The sequence below is a fragment of the Shouchella xiaoxiensis genome (assembly GCF_016907895.1).
Lineage (GTDB): Bacteria > Bacillota > Bacilli > Bacillales > Bacillaceae_D > Shouchella > Shouchella xiaoxiensis.
Window position 1 is genome coordinate 32,611 of sequence record NZ_JAFBCV010000017.1, and the last position, 23,326, is coordinate 55,936.

At 41.1% G+C, this 23,326-nt stretch carries 34 protein-coding genes; 7 read left to right on the top strand and 27 right to left on the bottom strand.

Features of this window, described 5'->3' with window-relative positions:
- Window positions 1-4: 4 nt before the first annotated feature.
- Complete coding sequence (locus JOC54_RS19750; protein ID WP_204468587.1) at window positions 5-424, top strand: Hsp20/alpha crystallin family protein; 420 nt, start codon at window positions 5-7, stop codon at window positions 422-424.
- A 14-nt stretch (window positions 425-438) separates the two neighbouring features.
- Window positions 439-759: a YppG family protein gene (locus JOC54_RS19755; protein ID WP_035420416.1), complete on the top strand. Its 321-nt coding sequence runs from the start codon at window positions 439-441 to the stop codon at window positions 757-759.
- Window positions 760-780: 21 nt separating this feature from the next.
- Here the strand turns inward: JOC54_RS19755 and JOC54_RS19760 are convergent, their stop codons facing one another.
- The 4 genes from JOC54_RS19760 to metA are packed head-to-tail and all read right to left on the bottom strand — an operon-like array spanning window position 781 to window position 4,234.
- Complete coding sequence (locus tag JOC54_RS19760) at window positions 781-1,110, bottom strand: iron-sulfur cluster assembly accessory protein (RefSeq protein ID WP_204468589.1); 330 nt, start codon at window positions 1,108-1,110, stop codon at window positions 781-783.
- Window positions 1,111-1,130: 20 nt separating this feature from the next.
- Window positions 1,131-2,351 (bottom strand): EAL-associated domain-containing protein, encoded by a 1,221-nt coding sequence (locus tag JOC54_RS19765; protein ID WP_204468591.1) that lies wholly within the window; start codon window positions 2,349-2,351, stop codon window positions 1,131-1,133.
- Window positions 2,352-2,410: 59 nt separating this feature from the next.
- Window positions 2,411-3,259, bottom strand: a complete 849-nt coding sequence (locus JOC54_RS19770; RefSeq protein ID WP_204468594.1) for an alpha/beta fold hydrolase — start codon at window positions 3,257-3,259, stop codon at window positions 2,411-2,413.
- A 60-nt stretch (window positions 3,260-3,319) separates the two neighbouring features.
- Window positions 3,320-4,234, bottom strand: a complete 915-nt coding sequence (gene metA, locus JOC54_RS19775; protein WP_035420420.1) for a homoserine O-acetyltransferase MetA — start codon at window positions 4,232-4,234, stop codon at window positions 3,320-3,322.
- A gap of 153 nt (window positions 4,235-4,387) precedes the next feature.
- Between metA and JOC54_RS19780 the strand changes: the two genes are divergently transcribed.
- Both JOC54_RS19780 and JOC54_RS19785 read left to right on the top strand, forming a co-directional pair.
- A complete protein-coding gene (locus tag JOC54_RS19780) occupies window positions 4,388-4,687 on the top strand; it encodes a hypothetical protein (RefSeq protein ID WP_204468596.1) in 300 nt (99 codons plus the stop codon).
- 118 nt (window positions 4,688-4,805) lie between these two features.
- Window positions 4,806-5,768, top strand: a complete 963-nt coding sequence (locus tag JOC54_RS19785) for a bile acid:sodium symporter family protein (RefSeq protein WP_204468598.1) — start codon at window positions 4,806-4,808, stop codon at window positions 5,766-5,768.
- Between the two features lie 74 nt (window positions 5,769-5,842).
- On the opposite strand, the gene JOC54_RS19790 is transcribed toward JOC54_RS19785, so the two are convergent.
- The 10 genes from JOC54_RS19790 to JOC54_RS19835 form a co-directional block, all read right to left on the bottom strand.
- Window positions 5,843-6,013: a hypothetical protein gene (locus tag JOC54_RS19790; protein ID WP_158332423.1), complete on the bottom strand. Its 171-nt coding sequence runs from the start codon at window positions 6,011-6,013 to the stop codon at window positions 5,843-5,845.
- Between the two features lie 194 nt (window positions 6,014-6,207).
- Entirely contained in the window at window positions 6,208-6,753 is a 546-nt protein-coding gene (locus tag JOC54_RS19795; RefSeq protein WP_035420421.1) for a DUF1572 family protein, read from the bottom strand.
- Window positions 6,754-6,810: 57 nt separating this feature from the next.
- Window positions 6,811-7,020: a hypothetical protein gene (locus JOC54_RS19800; RefSeq protein ID WP_054793038.1), complete on the bottom strand. Its 210-nt coding sequence runs from the start codon at window positions 7,018-7,020 to the stop codon at window positions 6,811-6,813.
- A 73-nt stretch (window positions 7,021-7,093) separates the two neighbouring features.
- A complete protein-coding gene (locus JOC54_RS19805) occupies window positions 7,094-7,300 on the bottom strand; it encodes a hypothetical protein (protein WP_204468600.1) in 207 nt (68 codons plus the stop codon).
- Window positions 7,301-7,321: 21 nt separating this feature from the next.
- The gene (locus JOC54_RS19810; protein WP_204468602.1) at window positions 7,322-7,621 is read right to left on the bottom strand and encodes a hypothetical protein; all 300 of its coding nucleotides are present in this window, start codon (window positions 7,619-7,621) and stop codon (window positions 7,322-7,324) included.
- Window positions 7,622-7,746: 125 nt separating this feature from the next.
- Complete coding sequence (locus JOC54_RS19815) at window positions 7,747-8,526, bottom strand: AAA family ATPase (protein WP_367617839.1); 780 nt, start codon at window positions 8,524-8,526, stop codon at window positions 7,747-7,749.
- 163 nt (window positions 8,527-8,689) lie between these two features.
- Window positions 8,690-9,490 (bottom strand): lytic polysaccharide monooxygenase, encoded by an 801-nt coding sequence (locus JOC54_RS19820; RefSeq protein ID WP_035420427.1) that lies wholly within the window; start codon window positions 9,488-9,490, stop codon window positions 8,690-8,692.
- A gap of 275 nt (window positions 9,491-9,765) precedes the next feature.
- Complete coding sequence (locus JOC54_RS19825) at window positions 9,766-10,485, bottom strand: alpha/beta fold hydrolase (RefSeq protein WP_204468607.1); 720 nt, start codon at window positions 10,483-10,485, stop codon at window positions 9,766-9,768.
- Window positions 10,486-10,641: 156 nt separating this feature from the next.
- Entirely contained in the window at window positions 10,642-11,037 is a 396-nt protein-coding gene (locus tag JOC54_RS19830) for a DUF3888 domain-containing protein (protein WP_204468610.1), read from the bottom strand.
- Window positions 11,038-11,106: 69 nt separating this feature from the next.
- A complete protein-coding gene (locus JOC54_RS19835; RefSeq protein ID WP_204468612.1) occupies window positions 11,107-11,802 on the bottom strand; it encodes a hypothetical protein in 696 nt (231 codons plus the stop codon).
- A gap of 366 nt (window positions 11,803-12,168) precedes the next feature.
- On the opposite strand from JOC54_RS19835, the gene JOC54_RS19840 reads away from it, so the two are divergent.
- Window positions 12,169-12,630, top strand: coding sequence for a hypothetical protein (locus JOC54_RS19840; protein WP_204468614.1), 462 nt, complete (start codon window positions 12,169-12,171; stop codon window positions 12,628-12,630).
- On the opposite strand, the gene JOC54_RS19845 is transcribed toward JOC54_RS19840, so the two are convergent.
- From JOC54_RS19845 to JOC54_RS19855, 3 genes are all read right to left on the bottom strand, one after another.
- On the bottom strand, window positions 12,627-13,757 hold the full coding sequence (locus tag JOC54_RS19845; RefSeq protein ID WP_204468616.1) for an MFS transporter: 1,131 nt from the start codon (window positions 13,755-13,757) through the stop codon (window positions 12,627-12,629). The two genes, JOC54_RS19840 and JOC54_RS19845, sit on opposite strands and share 4 nt — an antisense overlap.
- Before the next feature lie 72 nt (window positions 13,758-13,829).
- Complete coding sequence (locus JOC54_RS19850; protein ID WP_204468619.1) at window positions 13,830-14,351, bottom strand: TetR/AcrR family transcriptional regulator; 522 nt, start codon at window positions 14,349-14,351, stop codon at window positions 13,830-13,832.
- A gap of 82 nt (window positions 14,352-14,433) precedes the next feature.
- Window positions 14,434-15,645, bottom strand: coding sequence for an MFS transporter (locus JOC54_RS19855; protein ID WP_204468621.1), 1,212 nt, complete (start codon window positions 15,643-15,645; stop codon window positions 14,434-14,436).
- A 120-nt stretch (window positions 15,646-15,765) separates the two neighbouring features.
- On the opposite strand from JOC54_RS19855, the gene JOC54_RS19860 reads away from it, so the two are divergent.
- Entirely contained in the window at window positions 15,766-16,650 is an 885-nt protein-coding gene (locus JOC54_RS19860; RefSeq protein WP_204468623.1) for a LysR family transcriptional regulator, read from the top strand.
- A gap of 196 nt (window positions 16,651-16,846) precedes the next feature.
- Here the strand turns inward: JOC54_RS19860 and JOC54_RS19865 are convergent, their stop codons facing one another.
- The 7 genes from JOC54_RS19865 to JOC54_RS19895 form a co-directional block, all read right to left on the bottom strand.
- On the bottom strand, window positions 16,847-17,056 hold the full coding sequence (locus JOC54_RS19865; protein ID WP_204468625.1) for a hypothetical protein: 210 nt from the start codon (window positions 17,054-17,056) through the stop codon (window positions 16,847-16,849).
- Between the two features lie 68 nt (window positions 17,057-17,124).
- Window positions 17,125-17,997 (bottom strand): class I SAM-dependent methyltransferase, encoded by an 873-nt coding sequence (locus tag JOC54_RS19870; RefSeq protein ID WP_204468627.1) that lies wholly within the window; start codon window positions 17,995-17,997, stop codon window positions 17,125-17,127.
- Window positions 17,998-18,072: 75 nt separating this feature from the next.
- On the bottom strand, window positions 18,073-18,480 hold the full coding sequence (locus JOC54_RS19875; protein WP_054793027.1) for an Rrf2 family transcriptional regulator: 408 nt from the start codon (window positions 18,478-18,480) through the stop codon (window positions 18,073-18,075).
- An 83-nt stretch (window positions 18,481-18,563) separates the two neighbouring features.
- Complete coding sequence (locus tag JOC54_RS19880; RefSeq protein ID WP_204468629.1) at window positions 18,564-18,989, bottom strand: hypothetical protein; 426 nt, start codon at window positions 18,987-18,989, stop codon at window positions 18,564-18,566.
- Window positions 18,986-19,759 (bottom strand): HAAS domain-containing protein, encoded by a 774-nt coding sequence (locus tag JOC54_RS19885; RefSeq protein WP_204468632.1) that lies wholly within the window; start codon window positions 19,757-19,759, stop codon window positions 18,986-18,988. The genes JOC54_RS19880 and JOC54_RS19885 overlap by 4 nt, the downstream gene beginning before the upstream one ends.
- Window positions 19,746-20,102 carry a PadR family transcriptional regulator gene (locus JOC54_RS19890; protein ID WP_204468635.1) on the bottom strand — a complete coding sequence of 119 codons (357 nt, stop codon included), beginning with the start codon at window positions 20,100-20,102 and terminating at the stop codon, window positions 19,746-19,748. The genes JOC54_RS19885 and JOC54_RS19890 overlap by 14 nt, the downstream gene beginning before the upstream one ends.
- 116 nt (window positions 20,103-20,218) lie before the next feature.
- Window positions 20,219-20,692: an SRPBCC domain-containing protein gene (locus JOC54_RS19895; RefSeq protein WP_204468637.1), complete on the bottom strand. Its 474-nt coding sequence runs from the start codon at window positions 20,690-20,692 to the stop codon at window positions 20,219-20,221.
- 110 nt (window positions 20,693-20,802) lie between these two features.
- Between JOC54_RS19895 and JOC54_RS23275 the strand changes: the two genes are divergently transcribed.
- Window positions 20,803-20,931 carry a hypothetical protein gene (locus JOC54_RS23275; protein ID WP_275582733.1) on the top strand — a complete coding sequence of 43 codons (129 nt, stop codon included), beginning with the start codon at window positions 20,803-20,805 and terminating at the stop codon, window positions 20,929-20,931.
- 221 nt (window positions 20,932-21,152) lie between these two features.
- On the opposite strand, the gene JOC54_RS19900 is transcribed toward JOC54_RS23275, so the two are convergent.
- The 3 genes from JOC54_RS19900 to JOC54_RS19910 form a co-directional block, all read right to left on the bottom strand.
- Complete coding sequence (locus tag JOC54_RS19900; protein ID WP_204468639.1) at window positions 21,153-21,803, bottom strand: VOC family protein; 651 nt, start codon at window positions 21,801-21,803, stop codon at window positions 21,153-21,155.
- A 110-nt stretch (window positions 21,804-21,913) separates the two neighbouring features.
- Window positions 21,914-22,183 (bottom strand): hypothetical protein, encoded by a 270-nt coding sequence (locus JOC54_RS19905; RefSeq protein WP_054793019.1) that lies wholly within the window; start codon window positions 22,181-22,183, stop codon window positions 21,914-21,916.
- A gap of 83 nt (window positions 22,184-22,266) precedes the next feature.
- Window positions 22,267-23,199 carry an ABC transporter substrate-binding protein gene (locus JOC54_RS19910; RefSeq protein WP_204468641.1) on the bottom strand — a complete coding sequence of 311 codons (933 nt, stop codon included), beginning with the start codon at window positions 23,197-23,199 and terminating at the stop codon, window positions 22,267-22,269.
- Between the last annotated feature and the right edge of the window lie 127 nt (window positions 23,200-23,326).

A 23,326-nucleotide genomic window follows, 5' to 3' on the forward strand; every position in this document is an offset into this window, starting at 1 on the left:
CATTATGTCCGATCATACACCTAAAGATAATCGTAATCCAAACTTCATGAATTCACTTGACCAGTTTTTTCAACAGACATTCAGGCAACTGCCAAATCAATTCTGGTCGCAATCGATCCCTGTTCATGTTAACGAACAACGCCAACAATTCGTTATTACAGCTGATCTTCCTGGTGTCCAAAAACAACAAATAGAATTGCTTACCCGCTACCAATCCCTGATCATTCGCGTTGATCAGCATACAGAACAAACAACGATTGATGAGGATACGACCGCTGTCTCAAAGCAGAGGAGCAGCTCTCGTCGTGAACGGCGCATTCCTGTTCCGTTTTCATTCAGCGACGACGACATTCACGCTCAATTTGAGAACGGTCAATTAATCGTCACCATAGCGGATAAGAGAAAATCGATTCCAATTCGTTAGAAAGGAGACTATCGATGTTCATGCCACCACCTAGAAGGGGCTATCAACAACAGCCTGAACACATGAACCGTCAGATGCCACAAAGACGTGGTCGAGGCCAGCGTCCGCAACAGCAGCAACACCATCCACATCAAGGAGGCCCACAGCGATTTTATCCAGGCGTGTCCCCTCAGCAACAGGCACAACCAAAGAAACGAAGCATGTGGTCTGCCCCTTTCACAAATGAACAAGGCAAGTTTGACATCGGCCGCTCTGCATCATCAGTCGATCAATTCGTCAAAACCATGCAGCAAGTCACCCCGTTTGTCTCAAAAGTAGGACGCTTCTTTAAATAGAGAAAAAGCGGGATAACCCGCTCATTTAGTTAAATGATGCGGGTCCCAGCTTTTAGGTCGAACCTTCTGTGCATAGGCAAGCGTTCCTTGTGGCGCAAGAATTTTTAGCCCTTGTGACTCTACATAATCAAGCTTCACTTGCTCGCCAATTTCCTCGACTGCTTTCTTATCATAGAAAACCGTCAGCTCACCTACAGTAACAGACTCGTCTCCATCTAACTGCTCGCCTTCTTGCACAAAATACTCAACCATCGTGCTGCATTCAAATGTATCTCTAGCACCAATCCGAATAAGTGCATGATCCCTTTCAAGCAAATACGCCACTGCTGCATCCGTTACTTCAACTTTCATTCGTTGCATCCTCCTCTTTCTTAAAGCAGATCGTCCTGCTCAAATAAATAGTCATACGGTATATCAATAAACACATACTGATTAGAGCTAATTGGATAGGAATACGTCCGAATCTGCTCATCTCGCTCAATATCGGTATATAAATCTGAAAGAATTCCTTTTTTTTCAACGTTCATACGAACAATGTTTTCAAGAAAGTACGGGCGCCAGCTCCAATTTTTTGCTCGGCTTTCCTTTAAAAGAACCCAGTTGCCCTCGCTCGTCTTTTCCGCGTTACTTGATTCTTGTATACCGTCATCGTTGCATATGTAAACGCGAAATGTATAGGAAGTAAGTGCTTTAGCAATTCGCAGAACAACCGCATCAAATGATTCAGCTTGTTCAACCGCTTTTAAAGCAAGCTTTAATTCTTGAGTAAGAGAATTAGACAGTTCAAACTGCGCTTCCATCTTTTTTCGTTCGAATAAAATAAAATGATTCATGTCTTTCATTAACTTTTCTTTACAAGCTTTTCGTTCAATAAATGCTGAAGAGCCTTTTTGTAAGTAACCACCTTGGTAGTACCTACCTCCACTTCTCCAGGCATAATTTAGCTGTGCAAACGACTCAACTTGATCAAACAAAAGCGTTGCTCCAATCTTTCGAGCAAGAAGAGCGAGTGGCTGATGAATATCGCGATACATTCCTGGAAGCATATTTTCTTCTAGGAAGGAACAATTAACGCGAATGACATTCGGTCGTAGCTGTGAAATAAATTCAAGCTGATGCGCTGTTGTTGAATCGGCATCAATTGCGATATGCACACCGAGACTTTGCAAATAAACAAGTGTATGCTTTACATCGAGTAACTCTTCTACTCCATGATCAAATCCAATAATAAAAAAGAGTTTCTCAAGCCGAATTCCAACTGCTTTCATTTGCTCAATTCGCTCAAACAAGACGTCTCCACCGTTTTTTTTCAACAGCCTCACATTGTAATGAAAAAACAGCAGCTGATTTTGTCCTTCCTTTGACAAATAATACTGAACGGCCTTTTCCTGTAAGTCATCCTCAAGCTCAATCCGAAAGTCACTCGGAATATCCTGATCAGCAAAAAACCAATTCAAGTTCCGTTTTTCACTTCCATCATGCCAAAATGCCTCTACTTCGTAACCAATCACAGATTGCGTATCTGCGCTTAAAATAGGGGTAAAATACGGAACAACTTGGTTTTTGTTCATCATAATATCAAGTGGATCCACGTGATCACCCTTTCTTTCAACGACATCTGCGCCTATTGTATCACATTCATTACCACTTTCTATGAATGGAGTGCTTGTAAAAAGACCTTGATTTTTGCCGCGGTTTGCTTCGGCTGTTCTTCTGCTAATAAATGCCCACATTTTTTTAATGATTCAAACCGGCTGTTCGGTAAATCACGGACTAGTCTTTTGGAAGTTTCAACTGGAATTAACGGATCATTTTCACCCGTTATCACAAGCGTTTGCTGCGTAATCTGCTGCAATTGTTCAGGGGATAAATCACCTTCCCGTTGACGCGTCAACTGCAAGAGTCCTTTTGCAAAATTCGTATCCAACAAAGGTTGCTTATAGGCATGAATCATGGCTTTCGTTAACGTTTTTTTTCGATAAACAGCTTCTTGTAAAAGCAATTCGATTGGCGGCTTATTAATGTATAGGCTTAAATAATGGGACACAAAAGGCAAATAGGAGGCAAGCCGATAAAGCGACTTCACTTGTTTTAAATAGCCAGAGCTCGCTAAAAGTATGAGCGCCTCTACCCGTTCACGGTGATACAATGCGGTATAAAGCGCGACTTGTCCTCCCATTGAATGGCCAACTAAGACAGCTTGTTGAATGCGTAAGGAATCGAGCAAAGCTACAACGATCGTCGAATAAGCTTGAAACGAATAAGCTCTTGCTTCATGTTTTGAGCTTCGGCCAAACCCCGGTAAATCACAAAGCAACACATCGTAGTCCTTACGAAAATAAGAAATTAAACGGCTAAATGAATGGGTAGATGCAAAAAAACCGTGAATCATACATAAAGTCCCTTTTTTTCTACCAGTACATGGATACCATTCGTAATACACACTCGCTCCGTGTAAAGCTAAATAAGACGATTTAAGCATGGCGTTTCTCCTCTTCATTCGCTCACCCCCTTTAGCCTTAGAATGCACGATAAACGAAAAAAAAACCGATTGCTCGGTTTAGTAATCGTGTAAATGAAACGGTGTTTCCTGATACACATAATAATTTAACCAGTTGGAAAACAGTAAATTAGAATGAGCCCGCCACTGCAGCGGTGGCATCGCTTCTGTATCTCCTTCAGGAAAATAATTAAATGGAACATCACATGCAAGCCCCTGCTTCTGATCACGTTCATATTCAAGCTTAAGCGTATGAGCATCGTATTCTGAATGCCCCATTACAAACACACGCTTTCCGTCTTTTGATGAAGCAATGTAAACACCAGCTTCTTCCGAAGAACTCAAAATCTCTAGATCTGGAATTTGCTCAATATCTTCCCTAGCAACGGTTGTATGACGGGAATGAGGTGCTAAAAAATAGTCATCAAACCCCCGCAGCAGATTAACGTTTGGCACGTCGACGGTATGCGTGTAAATGCCAAACAATTTCGACGTTAATGGCTGCTTTTTTACATCGTAATGATGAAATAAGCCCGCTTGCGCTCCCCAGCAAATATGAAGCGTTGAGGTCACATTTGTCGTCGTCCAATCGAGAATAGAGGTCATTTCGTTCCAATACGTGACGTTATGAAATGGCAACGTTTCAATCGGAGCACCGGTAATAATCATGCCATCGAACTTCATCTGCTTCACTTCATCAATTGTTTTATAAAACAGGTTAAGATGTTCTTTTGAAGTGTTTTTCGGTTGGTGTGTACTTGGATGTAACAGCGATACATCTACTTGAAGCGGAGTATTTCCAAGCAGTCGGATAAGCTGTGTTTCTGTTTCTTGCTTCGTTGGCATCAAATTTAAAATACAAATTTTTAACGGACGAATATCCTGCGTATATGCTCTGCTCTCATCCATAACGAAGATTTTTTCTTTAAGTAACTTCTCTTTCGCAGGCAAGTGATCAGGTATTTTTATCGGCATTGGTCCACTCCCCTATGATGACTTGTTTTGCTTTTTCATATTATCTTATCGCAGTGTAAAAGGCTTTTCAATGAGTAAATTCAATCTTGACTTTTTATTCAGAAAATCATACATTCAGCTTAAATGTTCTTTATTTCAAAAAGAGGTGGTTAGATGGAAAAACCCAATAGGAGTGTTGTGAACAAGTCTCTTTTTATCGTCACGCTGGTGCTAAGTCATCTCATGATGATTTTCCCCTACGTATTTTATGTATTTTTCAAATCTTTCGTTAATCCTTCCGCAGACCAACCTGAGGTGCTTTATTCGAATGGAATGATTTTGTTTTTAATGATTGTAACGGTATTTGTGCTCGTTAGCTTTGTCCTCAATTTTATTTTTAAAAACTATTACGGTATTTTTTTAGCATGCCTAATATCTGTTGCATGTTTAATTACGTTTATTCAAGCCTTTTAAAGCAATACTATTGTACAAACATATCGACGATCTTCCCCACAGTCTGTATAATGTTGTACACACAAAGAGAACAAAAGTATTTTAAATACGCACATTTGTAACGAGTGGGGAGAGAATTATGAAACAGCTAGAAGCAATCAGTTCATTCGCAGGAAAATATTTTGTGTTTTTCGTCATTGGAGCAAGCGTGCTTGCTTTTTTTGTTCCTGATCCGTTTTTACCAATTAGTAGCTACGTTCCAATTCTACTCGGCGTTATCATGTTTGGCATGGGCATGACTTTAAAACCAGTTGATTTTAAAATGATTGCAAAACACCCACTACCCGTCCTTATCGGTTTGGTTGCCCAGTTTTCAATTATGCCGTTAGCAGCGCTTGCGATCGCTTATCTCTTGCAATTACCAGCTGAGCTCGCTGCCGGACTCGTTTTACTTGGCTCAGTACCTGGAGGAACGTCTTCCAATGTGATGGTTTATTTAGCAAAAGGCAATTTGCCTCTGTCCATTACGATGACCTCGTTCTCTACACTCGTAGCACCATTAGCCACGCCAGCGATTTTGTATGTCTTAGCGAATCAATGGATGCCCGTGCAATTTTGGGATATGTTCACAATGATTGTTCAAGTCATTATCGTACCAGTTGCATTAGGCGTAACAGTCAAACGCTTCCTACCAACCTTAGCCCGTCAAACCGAGAAAGGCATGCCACTCCTTTCCGTTTTAGCGGTACTCGCCATTTTGTCAGCTGTTGTCGCGGCCAATAACGAAGCACTTGCCTCAACTGGACCTGCCGTATTTATTGCGGTAATGCTTCATAACGCATCTGGTCTAGCACTTGGGTATTTGGCAGCTGCGGCTTTTCGTTTAACCCCAAGTCAGCGCCGTGCCGTTTCTATTGAAATTGGGATGCAGAACACAGGTCTTGGCGCAACACTTGCGACTGCGCATTTAACACCATTCGCAGCGATTCCAAGCGTCATCGGTGCGGCTTGGCATAATTTTACCGGAACAATCATGGCAACGTACTGGTCGCGGAAGCAGCTGAAGGATGAGGATCTGCCTCACAAAGAGAAAAGTGCATAATCATAAGTTTGTCTTTAATTAAAAAAGTCTGCGGCATCGGGTTACATGTAAACCCGATGCCGCAGACCTCTTCATTATTCTAGCCTTGTGCCCCAATGTTTCATAAATAAAGCAACCAAAAGAATGATAGCTGCGCTTATCGCCTGACCGATCCAGAACCGTACTCCATAATCTCCTGTGAAAAACAAGATGAGCCAAGCAAGAATGAGGACCGCAAATATGATCGTCCTCCACTTCTTTTTCAATGCGATCTCCTCCTTTCCCCTCTGTCTCTCTTACCCGACATCTCAAAAAACGACGCTATAAAAAAAGAAAACTTTAACACCCCAAGCTTTCTTTGAAATCATGTAAGAGCCCTATTTCTCTATGCTGATGTCTGCCGTGCTTTATTAACCCTACACGTTATTCGTAAGATGCCAAAAAACAGAGGCTTTTCGTTTCAACCTCTACTTTTTTTCATCATCTGATTCCTATAATCTTCCGACTGTCCTCTTGCAATGCTTAGCGTTTCCCAGTCCTCACCTTTGAGCATTTTCCCAACATAAACAATTTGTCCAACATGATAACCGTAATGCGCCATTTGCCGCTCAATCGCATCTATAACGGTATGGGTTTCTCCTCTAATCGTGATAATTTTCGTTAAATCATTTTCATTTAAATAGTTGAGCGTCTCCATTACGACTTGCCAGCCTTTTTCCCACAGCGCAAAAATCGTTTCTTTAGAACTTTTTCCTTCAATAAATTCTTGATCACGATTTCGATTTGACTTCTCGCCATCACTCGTTAAAAAATCAGACCAGCGCGAGACCATATTCCCACTCATATGCTTGATAATAACGGCGATACTGTTAGATTGCTCATTAGGTTGGTAATGAAGTTCGTTTTCAGAGAGCTGAGCAATCGTCTTTTCACCAAGCTGTTTTGTGCTTAGAAATCGTTCTCTTACAACTTGAAGGTAGATGAACGCAATCGTTTGGTCTGTCATTTTCAAACTCCTTCAGTAATAATTTATGCTCGCTAATGATCATATCAAAAGTCAAGATTACTCGTTACATTGAAACGATTTCACTTCAGTCAACGTCTTAACAATCTTCGGCTTTCCTCCATTGTCGTAACAACCCTCGGTTAAACTGTTTGCTTCTACATGCGTAAAATAAACTTGTGCTGCAAACAGAAGTAAGCTTACTAGTAAGATTAGAATGCTACAAATCAAGATCCATTTTAAGCCAGTCGTATGTCTTATTCTTTCCATATACAAATGCCTCCGATAATGAAATGTAAAGCTCAAATTTCTCAATAAAACTGACTCTGATGAATTTAAACGTTTAACAACGTTCCTCTTTCATTTTTTGTCGGAGATGATGAACCACCGCACTCAAGCCAAGACTAGTAAGAATGAAAGAAATAGGCAGAGAACTGTATGATGAGCTACCAACTGGACTCCATAGTAGAAGTGCAATTGAGCTTAGAATGAACAAGACCGCTAAGACAATGAAACTGTTTTTTATTAAAATTAAATTCTTAATCTTCATTTTGTGCCCTCCTTTTACCCTTTACTGTCGTTTATTACGAATCACATGAAAAACAACTCCAACAATGACCATTAAAATGGCCGCAATTAATGAGATAAACATGGAGAAGACTGCTCCGAATGCTGGACCTGCCCCTTCATTATGCTCAGTATATTTGAGAACGAGCATAATGATTACGTAGCATAAAATCCCCGTACCGGCTAAGACAGAAGCGCTAATATAAAACGAATATGGTTTCCGAGTAATTAATAGAAAAATGATTAAGCCCACCGTCAGTAAAATCGGAAAACCTGAAACAAATTCAAGCCATTCAGAATTCACATTTAGCACACCCTTTAACAGAAAATGGTATTAACCTCACTCTAACATAGGGTTCTAGAAAGTTCATACTTTTAAAGCGATTCAGCTTGTTATTACTTAATCGTTAAATTTTTCAAGCAAATCTTTTATAAATGCCTTAGAAACCGCATGGGATCATTTAAGAAATCCCGCGTTAGCTGAACATGTTCAAGCTCATCGTATGCTTTGGGCTGAAGTTTCCCGTCTTCAATCAGATAAATATCCGCATCCGGTAATGCCATTAAAATAGGCGAATGGGTCGCAATAATAAACTGTCCGTTTTCGTTAAGCATCTCTTTAATTAATGAGATGAGTGACAGTTGTTTCAGCGGTGATAAAGGTGCCTCAGGCTCATCTAGGATATAAAGCCCATCTTTTTTAAACCGGGCTTGAAACAATGTTAGAAAGCTTTCACCGTGCGATAGCGTTTCGAGCCCGTCACCGTATAGCTGCTGTAATTCATGTAATGTGCGCATATGAGGCATTGCCTCTAATTGATTTCGCTCGGAATGCTTGATCTCTTCTACCGTTAATTTTGCTTCTCTTTGCATTTCCTTTAGACGATTGATGTAACGGATAAACTCATTAGCACGAAAGAAAAACCCTTTCTTTGTTTTTATGCTCCAGCTTAACTTCAGCGCTTCGCCAAGCACTCGTGCTTGCTCTAGTGAGTCATCTGAATCAAGATTATCACCGCCGATGAGAATGCTCTCTGCCGCAGCCGCAATTCCTTCAAGAAGCGTTGATTTTCCTGTCCCATTGTCACCGACAAAAATGGTAATTGGCTTTTGAAATTGAAACGTCTCCAACTGCTTAATGACTGGTAAATCAAATGGATATTCGTTGAACGTGTCCTGTTGCTGTAAGGAAATTGTTTTTAAATGCACCAAATTAGCCTCCATATCTACCGTTATCTAAATACATACTTTTTTATGTAGGTGCCTCTTCGTAGAAAACGTTATGTAGTCATCATAACAAAAAAAGCTCGCCGTAAGGATTTGTTAGACCCTTTTAGCGAACTTTATAGTGTAGGGGGGGAAGTAAATGAATTTAGCGAACAAGCTCCCAAACTTCCGCGCGTCCTGGTGTTTCACCATAAGTCCACCACTTAGCACGGTACACTTGTCCGTTATGGCTTACACGATCTCCACCAACATAGATGGCCGTTGCACTCCAAGCTGGAAACTCTGAAGGTGGATCAGGTGTTCCTGGACCTGGTCCCGGATCAGGATTTGGATTACTTCCTCCTGTAAACTGCGCGTCGATTACTTGATAGAAAGCGTTTGCGGTATCGGCAACATCCCATACACCTAAAATGATATGGTAGCCAGACCGCTGTGGTACCGTTAATTCATGGCTTACTTTTTGACCAGGACGTGCGCCACCGTCAAATACTTCGTAAAACGGAACAAGTTCAAATTGATTTCTCGTTAGAGGCTGGTTTGGATTCCAGTTTGGTTTTGTAATATAGTAATGCCACTTCGCTGTGGCGTGCATCGCTGTCAGGTGCCATCTGAATGTTTGGCGGCCACTATTCATGCTCACTTTTGACCATCGATTGGATGATTGCGCATCTAGTTGTGGAAAAACTCCGCCCGCTGAAGCAATTTGTCCATCAGGAATACTCGTTCCTGGAAAACCCTTCGGCGCTTCAAGGCTCTGCGGTTCATAAATGACACCGCCACAATCTGTGTTTACACGTTCTGAACAAAGTAAAGCTCTGGACTTAGGAGATTCAATGTAGCCATGTGCACTCGCCGCATCGGCATTGCCAAAGATAAATAAAGCAGAAGCGAGAGCTGTGAAACCAATTGACTGAAGAAACGTGTGACTTTTCCTTTTACCAATCAAACGAACTCCTCCTTTTTGTTCGCAAGTAGCGCTTGCGTACCTTTATTGTAACGTTGTCTGAAAAAAAAGATATTGGGAAAAAGAACGGTCCATTTTCATGTAATCGAAGGAAAATATCAAATTTATCTGTATATTTATGAAAAACTTCGTAAAAATAAGCTTTTTTGTTGGGAAATTATTGTTAAAAATGTTGATTGCTATGCTTACCGACAACCTTTGTTAAAAGTATTTTTCGACAATAACCTAGGTTCGTCTCGTCTCTTTCAATCTAATTTTTACAAACGTTTACTACTGCCGGCTAAAAATGTTTGCATAAGCTTTGTATACAACTCCGGTTGCTGCGCATGTACAAGATGAGAAGCGAAAGGCACAATCGCTATGCGGACATGTTTACTAAGCCCCTGATAGTAAAGTGCTCCCCTTACCTCATCCTCCATTCCCTCACCAACAATAATAAAAATAGGGGCTTTTATCCCAACTATATTGTTCATTTTTTGAAACGGGTACCACGCCTCATCCTTGGCCATTTCTAAAAATGAGCGCCAATCTGACTGATGCAAGTGGTCATAATACGCAACCGCCTCCTGATTTGTTAGAAGCTGTGCCTGCGCGTCAACTTCTGACTGATGAATGAGTGACCAATTAGACGGTTTAACAGGCTTCACACCTGAAAGCGTAAGACTATTGATAAGATGAGGAAACTTCTTTGCAAATGTCATCGCAACAAGCCCTCCTAAAGAAGAGCCAATCACGTGAACTTTATGTACTTCCAAATGAGCCAGTGTTTGAGCTAAATCATCTGCACTATCTTCAAAGAAGTTATTAATATCATTACTTTTCGAACGACCATGACCACGAAGGTCCGGGCGTATGACAAAGAATGACTGGTTTAATTCGCTAGCAAGATGGACAAAATCAGTCTTCCCCGTTTGTAAACCGCTATGTAGAAGTAGAACCGCATCGCCCTTGCCTTCACGTTCTGTGTGTAGAATCATTTTTCCCCCTCGCTTTCATCTTGTGTACTTTTAAACAACGTGTTTTATCTCCTCTAAAAATTCGGGAATCAAATCGAATGTACCATTGCTACGTTAAACAGGTCTACGACTATAACGAATGAAAGGATTCATTTAACGAACCGAACGCTTACTTGTTTAATTGGCTCGGCGTCTGCAGGGAATTGGCTCCCCCTCTTTTAACAAACGCTTCTGAAACGACGTTACTTTCCATTTCTCATCAGTAGTTGCATTGGTTAGCGCCATCTTTAGTAAATAGCTAGGTGGATTATGCGGCCCTTCAAACGTAACGACCTGTAGCTCTATATCAAAGTAGAATCCACCGATTTCATTTCGTTTCAGTGAAGTGAGCTGCTGGCAATCATACTGGGTTAGTTCATGGAATTGCTTCGTCAGTTCTTGATCAATAATGGGGAATAGCAATTCTAGTATGACATCATCTCTTAATTCAATCTCTTTCGTTTGTGCTGTCACACTATCTGATTGATGCATGAGGAGTCCAATCATTAGGAAGCAAGCTACTATTCTTTTCAACAAAACGTTTCACCCTTCTTTGCTTATTATTCCTTTTCTCAAGCAAAAAATGTTCGGGTGATTTGCTCGTTAGCTTTCCTTTTGTAAATCCTGAAGTTTATGGATGATTTCGCGTGCCTCCTGCAAATAATTGTAGTTATTCGCACTTTTGATTGAAAGTTCATTTGCTGGCTCTTTTCTAGAGTGAACCGCTGGCTGGAACCCCATATATTGAACGATAAAAGCCCCTTTTTCAGTTGTGGGCATATGCACGAGCACTTGTAAAATATCATTAAGATTAATCGTTAATGACCCTTTCGCACCATTATGTTTGCGGTTGTAATGAAGGGAAACCGCGTGTGCTTGAATTTCCACTTCTCCAGAATGAGCCGCGAACGTGATAGAATGCTCTGGGTCTGCGAGGAGCTGCTTTGCTTGCTTATCGAAAGCATCTAGTATTACCATGTTCTCTTGCATTTCTTCAACTGCCGCTTTAAGCTTTAAAAATGACTTATACTGTCTTTTTGATAACATGACGGCATATTCACTCGTTCTAAGCGCCATATGTGTAGCGTGATTTGTTTGCACTCCTTTTCGTCTAAAAAAGCAATAACCGCTTTGCACTAAACCCTGCTTTTCCATAATAATTTCTTCAATCTCATCAATAGCAATTTCAACAACAGCTCGAACACTGGTGAGCTTTTGCCTCGTTCGATTATGCGTTAAGACAATTGTATTTTCCTTGAAGTGGAGTTTTGTGTGCGTTCCTTTATATCTAGCAGTCATGATTTCCCCCGTTTTCCTGTCTATTGATCTATCTTTTTCCAGTCTACTAAAATGCAAGGAAGCTGTTAAGTATTTAGTCGTTTTTGTTTTTTATTAAGGGAATGTAAAGAACACGCTATAGAAAGGTGTTGATTTCTGTGCCTCGCCCAAGTCGTCGAGAAATAATGTTAACGATTGTAGTCGTGCTTTTTATGTGTTTAATTTTTACGCTTCTAACGGGAGAAAGTATATGGGGATTTTTTTACTACCTTTTTATTATCACAACTGCCATTACCCTTGTATATTTCATTGAATTCCTTCGTAAGCGTCGAAAAAAACGCCACTCTAGAAAAAAGGAATCGAATAAAGCTAAAAAGGAGTGACTATATGACACTGTCGCATGATCAAGAGCTTACATGGAGCATATCTCAAGTAGATAGGTTCTTTCATGAAACGCTTATGGCTCAGCCAATTTCTTATACTTATCCGATATTACAACCGTATCTACTTGATCCTTTCATTCCGCCTCGTGCCGAGATTTGTGCCATCTATGTTCTATACAACAAAGCTGTCCTCGGCCTTCTTAATGGAGAAATTGAGCATGTTCATGGTTTGCACTACCAGCAAGCACTTCGAAAATCGACCGAATTAACGGATCTGGAAACCATTCTCGACATTGGTAGCTTAGTAGTCTTAAGCAATGCTTCTATTGGTTACAGCTGTTACATTGGCGGATCAATTGAAAAACTGTATGCCCTTATCACTTACTTTTCTGGGAAAGCTGGAAGTGATAGCGATCGAGACTACTTTCATGCCAAAAAAATAGTAGAGCGAATGGGTCTTGCTTAATCCCCTTTTTGCATAACTGGTATGAAGAATCCAGCGATACCAACACTGGCAAACAAGATAAAGGCGCTTGGGTAGGACCACATCTCAATGACATAGCCCCCAGCAAATGAACCGAGCGTTTGACCGAGCCCGAGCGCGAGAAATGATAGGCTCACACCGATAGACGGGTTATCGTTAAATAAACGAGCAGACCAGACAATAAACAAACCCGTCATAAAAATGTACATACTGCCGAAAAAAATGGCAGAGCTGAATACAGCTAATACGTTCGATACCGTTAATAGAAAGATCGAGCTAATGAGAAAAACGAGCGTTAGCCGGTAGGAAAGCGATAAACCGAATTGATTAATTATGCCCCCACTTAGTCCCCCTACCACTCCTGATACGCCCATAAGTACCCAAAAAACGATGCTTGCAAAAGTGGTCCATTCATATTCAACTGTTAAAAAACTACGTGAAAACGTCCAATAGATTGAGGTGCTTACACCAACAAGCAGCGCAGCCAAGATGATACTCTTCGCTCGCGCTAAAACGGCTGAGCCAGAGCCCTTTTCTTTTGAGTTATCTCGTTTCGACCGTTTCTCAGAATGTTGATTCAGCGTATGTCGATTCCATATGAGAGCGATGAGCGCCATCGCTGCAAATAGTAAAAACGCAACGCGCCAGTATTCTGTAAAAAACAGCGCGATAGGTCCAGAGATGATTAAGCCGAAGCTCGTTCCGCTATTAATCCACGTATTTCCTCGATCAGCCTGCTTATCTGAAAGCCGTTCACTTACAATTTGAGCATAAGCAGGTGATGCCCAGCCGCTGCCAAGTCCGGCAATAAAAACTGCGCTTAGTAAGACAGTGAAATTTGGTGCAATCGCCATCACAAATAATCCAATTACAGCCGTAAAACCTGCCCAAAAAATAACGCGGTTAGCCTGATACTGCTTAATGAAAAAAGCTGCGCTTGCCAAGGCAAGTGTGTATGCAAGGTATGCCGATGAGCCAATCATCCCTGCCTCACTATCACTGAGACGAAGAGACTCCGTAATTTGTGGCAGAAACAAACCAAAACTGAAGCGAGCAAAGGCATAGGTCACGCCAATCAATGCAATCCCCGGTAAAATGTATTTCCACATTATCATTCCCTCCTTTTATATAGAACGATCATTATATTTTTAGTGAAATGGAAAGCAAGTACCCTTCAGTACTTACTCGTGATAAAGCTGTTCAATTAGCTTTTTTAATTCGCGTTCAACTTCTGAAAGCTTCTTGACCTCGGCAAGTGCTGTCGCCCCTTCCAAGAGCAAGGCAAGCTGAAGTGCCTCTCCTCTCGTAAAGCCTGACAGCTGAAACGACTCAATCATCTGATTTTTATGAGCTTCAACTTGCCTAACGATTGCTTCGTTCACATGGGCAAACTCTTCTTTTGCTCTTAAAAACATGCAGCCATTTCCATGCTTGCTTAACCATTTCACATGAGCTGCCACGATTTTTTTTGCTTTCTCGTGCTTGCTTTTTTCGCTATGATTTTCTAGCAACGATAAATACCTTGTCTCACGACTTTTTAACACTTCTAAGATTAAATCTTCTTTTGAAGGAAAATGATTGTATAACGTCATTAACGCGACACCTGAATCGCTCACAATTCGTTTGAGTCCAACATGGTGAAAGCCATTTTCGTAAAATAAATGTTCTGCCGTTGTCAGCAGTTGTTTTCGTTTTTCACTCATCGCAATCCGCCTCCTTGATAGAACGATCACTCTATTTTTACATAGATAGGTGGTTTATGCAAGCAAGAAAGGCCACTTCCGCTCAAACAGAAGAAGCCTTGTCTTGTTCTATTTCTAATCTGGTTGTTTTGGAAAACCAGCGAATTAACCCGATGCCGATCACCATAAACCCATTTACAACGATGACGACACCGGCCCAGCCGATCTGCCCCCAGAATACGCCTGCAAGCGTCCCGCCGACGCTGGAACCAGCATAATACATCAGCAAGTAAAGGGAGGATGCTTGTGCTTTATTTGCCATTGCCATTCGGCTAACTAAGCTGCTCGCAATCGAATGTCCGCCAAAAAAGCTAAACGTTGTCAAGGCTAAGCCGATAATTTTAAAACCGACCCCATCCATGAGCGAGACAATCGTACCGCAACTTATAAGCAGGAATACCGTATAAAGCGAATAAACTTGCCCAATCCTTGCCACAAGTCGGCCAATTAAGACCGAGCTGAACATGCCGATTATAAACAGAAGGTAAACGCCGTTAACATAAACTGCTTCTACTTGATAGCGATTAATTAATTCAAACCCAATGAAGTTATAAAGGGCAACATTGCTTCCGAGTAATAGAAAGCCTAAGCCAAACAACGAAAGCAATGGTTTGCTTTTTAAATGGACTCCTAGAGCGCGACTTAACTCGCCAAAATGAAGGTTTTTCGCTTGAAAATGCTGTGACGGTCGCAACAAATAGTAAAAAGCAATCGCTGCTGCTAAACTGATCATGCCAATCGCAAACAAAGCGGTCTGCCAATTAAACAAATCAGCTAGAGATCCAGCTAAAAATCGTCCTGCCATCGCCCCAAAAGCATTTCCGCTAATATAAATACCAATGGCTTTCGCCAAGCTTGATTTTGCCATTTCCTCACCTAAATAAGCCATCGCAATGGACGGCACACCAGCAAGCGTAATCCCAATGACCAGTCGTAAAAGAAGCAGTGTATAGAAATCTGGCGCAAATGCCGATGCCAAACATAAGAAAGAAGATGCGAACATCGCCACGACCATTACACCTTTGCGTCCCCACACTTCTGATAACGAGCCCATCACAAGCATACTTACTGCTAAAAAAATGGTTGTAACGGACAGTGCCAAACTTGAAACAGACGGAGACACAGCAAACTCTCTTGTAAACGGTTCTAATAATGGCTGTACACAATAAAGAATCGCAAACGTGTTAACCCCAGCAATAAATAAGGCAAGATTTACTTTCTTAAATGATGATGTTCCTTCTCGAATGTAGTCCAATTCCCTCATCCTTGCCTCTTTTTTCGTTTCAATTAATCGTATCACCTCCGCTTTATGTTGTATAATTCATTATAATAATGATTTCAAGTCTTCTATGTAATAAAGAAGGAGGAATAAGCGATGGAATGGGAACAGTTTACATATTTTTTATCATTGGCAAAGCTAGAACACGTTACGCAGGCAGCGAACGAGTTGGCGATTACACAGTCTGCACTAAGCCGCTCCATTGCCCGGTTTGAAAGTGAGATTGGCGTTCCCCTCTTTGACCGACGTGGGCGCTCCCTCAAGTTAAATGCGTATGGAAAACGTTTTAAACTTCGCGTTGAGTCCATGCAGAACGAGTTTGAGCAAGGTAAACAAGAGCTGCAGGAATTGCTTGACCCGGGAAAAGGCAATGTCGCTTTCGGCTTCCTTCACTCGTTAAGCAAGGAACAGATTCCACAATTAATTGCCTCTTTTCGCGTGACGCATCCATCGATTACATTTGACCTGGAGCAAAATGCTTCTCATCTCTTAGTCGAACAACTGGAAAGCGGAAGGCTCGATTACTGCCTTATTTCTCCCAATCAGCTAGCAACACATCCGCAGATTGAGTTTACAGCTTTATTTAAAGAAGACTTGTTTGTCTACCTTCCTAAAAATCATTTTCTCGCTGCGCAACAAAGCGTAACGCTCACCGATATTAAAGATGAAGCGATCGTTCATCTAAAGCAAGACTTTTCCTTGCGCCATTTTGTTGATGATTTGTTCAATCATGTCGGCATCGAGCCAGAGATCACATTTGAAGGAGCTGAAGTTGATACGGTTGCCGGGCTCGTTGCAGCTGGGCTTGGGATATCAATCTTGCCTGATATTCCATATAAACCGGCTAATGTTGTGCAACTGCCCCTGCAGGCACTTAAAGCACAACGAGTGATTGGCATTGCTTCTGCCAAAGGACGGTTTTTAGCTCCATCAGCACTTTTATTTCGTGATTTTCTGATGGAGCAGCTAAAGGATGCATGACAACAAAAAAGCGTTCGTTTAAAACCGAACGCTGCCTGCTTCACTGGTTAAAATGGTTCCACCGATTGGTCAAAAAAAGACCTCTTCAGTACATCACTGTTCTACCGCTCTTCCAAAAGAATAATACCTTCCTTAAACACAAGCCCTCATGCAACGTCAGTGCATAGTAGCCTCCTTTGAAACACTACGGTCTATTTCACCGCTTCTTCCCTTCACGGTAACCATAAACGGTAACTTCTACGCAATCGTCTGAATATGTATATTCACGATAGCCAATCACATAGCCCCAGCCGTCACGAATCCATGTATCGTCTCGATTTGGAATAAAGGGAAGGTTAGTTGTTTCAAAGACAACAGTCTCCGTTTCTTTGCCATTATCAAGCTTATAAATGATTTTTGTTTTCATCCAATCACCTCTAGCTATCCTACGAGTTGACTTACATAATTGTTTCACTTGAACAAACAAGCTCCCCGCTAGTTCGGAAAGCTTGTTTGTTCTTTCGTAATAAGCACTTTTCCAAAGCGTCCTCCTGTTATGACAGGAATATCGTCGTTATACTTTTTCTTTACTAAATCAGCTGCCAGGCGTTGTTGCTGATCCGTTAGCGTGACGTCGTAATCTAAAAACCAGGCATGAAGTTGCTGTAGCACATCGTCTCGTTTCATCAGCATCGTTTTTTCATGCTGTTCAATCAGTGATTGATACGAATAGCCAGTTAAGTAGAGAAGCTGGAGTACATACATCATATCCGATGTACGCTGGATAGGTGCTTCTATTTTCAACTCGTTTAGCAGCTCTTCAACGAGGCTATTTTTCTTCGGTCCTGCCATTAAGCTAATGTAAACATGCTTGCTTGATAGAGCAATTGCTTTTTGGACCGCATCCCAGTCAATCATAGCTGGACACATTGAAGCAAACACAAGATCATAGCGAGGCAGTTGGTCAACTGCTAACTCTTCAAATGATTGCCCAATTATGCTCACATCGACCGAATGGTTAGGTGCATTTCTTACAAGCTTCTCGCGCAGAATGTTCGTCGGCTCTAGGGCAGTAACGATTGCTCCTGCCTTTGCCATTGGCACGCTAAACACGCCTGAGGCTGCGCCGACATCTAAAATTGTTCGTCCATTTAGTGAGCCTGTATACTGCTCCACCCACTTGAGAATGCGTTCCGTTCGTTTCGTTGCTTCCGCTGTAAAAGAGTTGGCGTCAAATGCTTCTGCCCACTTGATAAATCCTGCTGAATGAGGCGAAGCGAGTCCTGCTTTCTTCATTTTTTTAATCGGTGAATGAGGATCATTCTTCCACGCTTCTGCCCAGTATGCAACATCACTTAATTGATTCATTCTTCTTTCATCTCCTTCTCACTCTATTAAAGAGCTGTAATATCTTTAATTCAACAAAGATAAAAGCTGCTCCGCTTATGTATGAGCAGCGCCTTTATCTTTTACTAAATCAGCAATCTTACTTTGCCGTAATTCCTCTTCCATCTTCTTCTCAGCTCGCACCATGACTTGCTCAATTGGGCAGCCTGACCCATGTCCAAAATGGCAGTCAAACAACGAGGTTTTTCCTTCAATCGCATGAATCACATCAAGAAACGAAAGGGACTCCCAATTGTGACGCAAGGAATAGCCGCCATTTGCGCCTGAAACGGATGTAACCATCCCCTCTTTCGCAAGCTTGGTCAAAATTTTTGATAAGTACGTTGGTGAAACCGACTGCTGCTCCGCTAACTGCTGAACACCAATTGGTTTATTATTATCCGACGACATCGCTAAATGCAGCATTGTATGAAGCGCATAGTTTGTTCCACGTGAGAATTTCACCGTATCACCTTCTTTTTTGAATAAAAGACTTGATGGGGATACAATATCCTTTAATCGTTCATCTGTCAACTCGCGCACGTTTACTACAATGAGACATTACCTTGCTTCTGTAGACTCATTTCCATTCCGACTTGAACAATTGGTTTTGGAAAATCCTCTGGAACTAAATCTAATTCATTAGTAAAATAATACCGAAAATCAGCAGCCGTATCCATCACTTGTTTGTCATCAGGACCTTTAATGATCGTACCTACAATATGGTAAAAGCAGCTGTATAAATCCGTACCATCGTCATTTTCCATCACGATAAAGACTTCTCCTTCCTTTCGCGGATCAATCCCAAGTGAATGAAAAAAAGCAGTCCGTTCGTTAGAAAATTGCGGGCATTGTGCAACATAATGTTGACAGTCCTCACATGTACAAGCAATCATCTTCGTTTGCCGATAATACGTTGCCGTCTTTTCAACATCGATATCTAGTAGCCATGAACCTATCTTTACTCGGTTCATACTGGCTCATTTTCCTTTTTCTTTTCTTTTAGAAAAAACAATAGGAGATAGCCGCCAATTATGCCGTACGTCAGCAGCATGCTGCTAATGAGTTGAGTCTGTTCACTAAGCGACGTTTGTTTTAAGAGTTCAGACGGTAGGTAAAGCGCAAGTAAGGTCAGCGGAATAATGATTGTTTTCGACCAGATCGATAAAGCGATTAGAAACAGAACGAATCCGAAACCAATAAAGAGACTCGCCGCTGTTCCAAATTCAATCACAGGCGTGACATAGCGCCTATCCATCAATAGTATTGCTACAAAAAACAGCACGCTAACCAAGATTGGTCCGGCAAGACAGAGCAGCTCCGTTGTTTTTCTAAAGCTATTTTTAGCGCTAATCCGGAAGCTTAGGGCTACGCCAAAAAAGAAAAGCAAGAAATTGAGCACCAGACCAACCAGTAAGAGAATACTGTAGCTTAGCGTTCCTTGACTAAGTAAATCACCAAGAATCGAGTAAGATAATCCACCTAGAAAAATGATTGGTATGATTTTTAACCAACCCCTATGATCGGTTTTCATTTCTTTAGAGATCGATTCCATGTAAAGCTTCGGCGAGTTGCCAACAACTTGTTCAATCGATTTCCCGTTTGCCTCTGCTTCAAACAGATGCACTTCCAGTTCTTCAATGATTTCATGAATTTCACTTTCTTTTTTGCCACTTGAATACAAATAGACGCGTAGATCTTCAATAAAACGGTTGCTTTCTTGAGACAAATTAATCGTTGTCATCGGACTTCTCCTCTCGATTGCTTATTTTTTTGTGAATTACGGCATTTACATTCGCTTCCAGCTTCTCCCATCTAGCAAGAAACGCTTGCAGCTCTTCCTCTCCCTTCGTTGTTAGCGAGTAGTACTTTCTTTTTGGTCCGGCTGTAGAAGCTTTTCGGCGTGATGTAACGAACTCTTCTCGCTGCATACGCAGCAATAGCGGATAAATCGTTCCTTCACTTATACTTGAAAATCCATACCGCTCAAGACGTTCCGCCATTTCATAGCCGTAACATTCTTCATCATGAATAATTGCCAGTAAACAGCCGTCCAAGATGCCCTTCATCATTTGAGTATGCGACAATCCATTCCCTCCTGCTAACTACTATGTATTACAAGGTAAAATAAGCATAGCCCATAGTATCTTGTAATGCAAGGTAATATCCAAAAAAAGTGCTGCTTTTTTAAGCAGCTTTGTTTTTACGCGGTTTTTTCTGCATCAGGACGTTTTTCAACATATTTCTTAAACGCTTCGAAAACGTCATTGTAAACAAACTTTACAGCCCATTTCGTCGTTTGGGCTAAGAGCCAGTAAAAAAGATTTCCTGGAATTAAAGAAACGATTACTTGAAAATGCGTACCACCATCTCGCTCTTCTAGTATGTATTGCGTAATGTTTACGCCCTCTTTTGTTCGGGCATGAGCAATGAAGTGGTTAGGTACATCCATCTTTTTAATGGTAACCGTAATTTCTATTTCTTTCTTTTCAACTCGCATCTTGCTTCTATATGTGGAGCCTTCTTTAAGTTCGTCTTCCGTTGTTTCATAGGTATTTTCAATTACTTGATTGTTCCACTGGAACAGATGACGGTCATAGTGAAGATAAGTGAATACCTCCGCTGCCGCAACTTCCTCAAAAAACGTTTCATATGTATAACAAACGATTTCTTTCATCGTAAACTCCTTTAAGGGATGATCTTTTTTTCATAATTGTACTACAATTTATTAATCATCCATAGTAAAAGAAATGGAAACAAATTCTCCTTTGAAAGGAGTACGATCATATGACAGCTGTGACAACTCGGTTTAGAAAATGGAGTGCGTGGATTCGTTACAGTGCACTAGCTGTTGGGAGCGCCTGTTTTGTTTTAACGTTTGTTTTCTCCATTGTGATGAAATGGTTCTGGTGGTGATCCTCTTGCATTTGCATTAACGGGACTTGGTGTTTTCTTATCCATTCTGGCAATCGTCTCATCAGAAAAGAAAGGTTTACCGATCTTCTCGCTCGTTCTCTCACTGTCATTTCCCTTCAATATTCTATTATGGATTATTTTTTTATTTACGGGCGTGATGGATTTCGGCACATAAAATTAGCCAATAAGATCTCAGTCGCTGAAATCTTATTGGCTTATTTTTATTCCTTTCGAGTGATCGTTCCTCGATCTGTTTCAATTAAAATCGGACACGCGATTGCCTCTTTTGTGGAAAACAGCCATCTTCGTCCGACTGGAGCCAGGATAATATAAACGCCGTCTGTATACTCCCCGAAAAAAGTTAAATAGCTTGAGTAATGAATGACTTCATCATTTCGAACTGGAATGCCCATTGAGAGCAGTTGATTTGCATCTTCTTTTAACTGATTTGATGACAATCCGATCTCACTTATTCCGCTGATGTGACCGATTGTAAATTTTTCTTCTGAGGCATTCGGTGTTGTCTCTTTCCTGGCAATAAATTCTACAATGTTACCAGCCGGATCTTCAAAATAAATCGCTTTCGCCATATCATCGGTAAAGTGAACGTCATCCTGTCCTCGCTCTCGCAGCAAAACAACTCTTTTTTTCGTCCATTCTTTCGCCTTTAAGAACAAGTTAGGTGGGATGTTGAAAGCAAAGTGGTAGTAATAATCGGATGTGCTTCGCTTAATCGTTAGAGCCGTCTCCCCACATTGAAAGGTTGCCTCAGTGGCAGATGTAGCTAATAGAGGAAAACCAAGTGTCTCCCGGTAAAACAGTGTCGTCTCTTCAAAATGCGATGTATGAATTTCTAGTTTTGTTATCTTCATGTTGAATACTCTCCTCTAAGCTTTTAATACTTCTAGTTTACGAGGAATGTTCAGTTCGCACATTGGACTTCAGACTATTTCTATCTACACCTTTTGATGTAGGAAGCTTGTTAATCATAGCCAAATATAAGCGATAATTCGATTGCAAATTGATAGAAAAACGGTATTGCGATAACCGAAAGAAGCAACAGCCACCATTTCTTCCACCTTACATTCATCCAACACGAAGCTATAATTAAACCAATTACACACCATAGAAAAAAATACGCGACATTCATGTTTCTTTCATAATCAGGAGCTGAAGGACCACCAATCATAAGCAAAAAGCCAAACAAAATAAATAACAGATGAATAAAAAGAACAATTGCTTTATAAACCATAGCATCCCCCTTTTTTTCTATTATTTTACAGAATCAGTCTGAGCGCAAGAAGAAGCTTGGCTAAGAGCCAAGCTTCTTTTCTACTACTTCGTTAGCGCATCCACAATAAATGATAGCTGTGATTCAAGCGCAACGGGATCATTGTAGTTTGAGAATTTGTTCTCAAACATATAAACGTTATCCTTTTTTACAGCGTCTAAGTTTTTCCATATGGAGGTTTCATAAACGTCGCTCGTTTCTAAATCGTCACCAGTCCATGGCGCGGTAAAGAGAAAATCTCCTGCATAATCAGGCAACACCTCAATTGAAATTTCCGCGAATCCTGCACGGTTGTCGATTAATTCTGCTTGAGCAATTTCAGGTGCCTTGAGCTGAAATTCGTCATAGATGATCTCTCCGCCCCTTGCATAGTTGTGGCCAAAGGCATAGATGCCGTTCGCGTGAGGTTGAAGAATCGATACGGTTTGTTCGCCAACAGCTTCATGCACCGCTTCCTTATGTAGCTCAATTTGTTCGTTCCAGTTTGTAATCCATTCCTCTGCTTCTGCCTGCTTGTTCGTCATCTCCCCAAACGCTCGCAGCTGTTCGCGATAATCCATTTCGCCATACTCAATCGCTACTGTTGGTGCGATTGCTTCAAATTGTTCAATGTTTTCATACCGTGTGAGTGTAATAATTAAGTCTGGATCTAATTCCACAATTGTTTCAAGCGACGGATTGTCTACCGTCCCAATACTCGTCACGTCTGCTAAGATCTCTTGAAAATCAGGGTTTTCCATTACTTCCTCAGGTGTACCTATCGGTGTAATACCAAGGGGTTCAAAATACCCAACCAAATTGTTAACAGCAACAACGATTCGTTCAGGATTTTCCGGAATTTCCACCTCGCCGTTTGCTGCCATGTATTGTTTTGTATGGCTATCGTCGGTTCTTTCCTCTCCTGCATCACTTCCTTGACAGGCTGATAAAGTAAACAAAGCTGAAACAGTTAGTGTAACAAAAAGCATAGTGCGCATAATGTATCTCCTTCATATGTTTAATTGATAATGTTTCTCATTATAACAGAAAATAACGGTTTTATTTGACTAGATTTAAAAGAAATGCACAACAATGCCTCTCAACGCAATTTCGTGTATGATAATA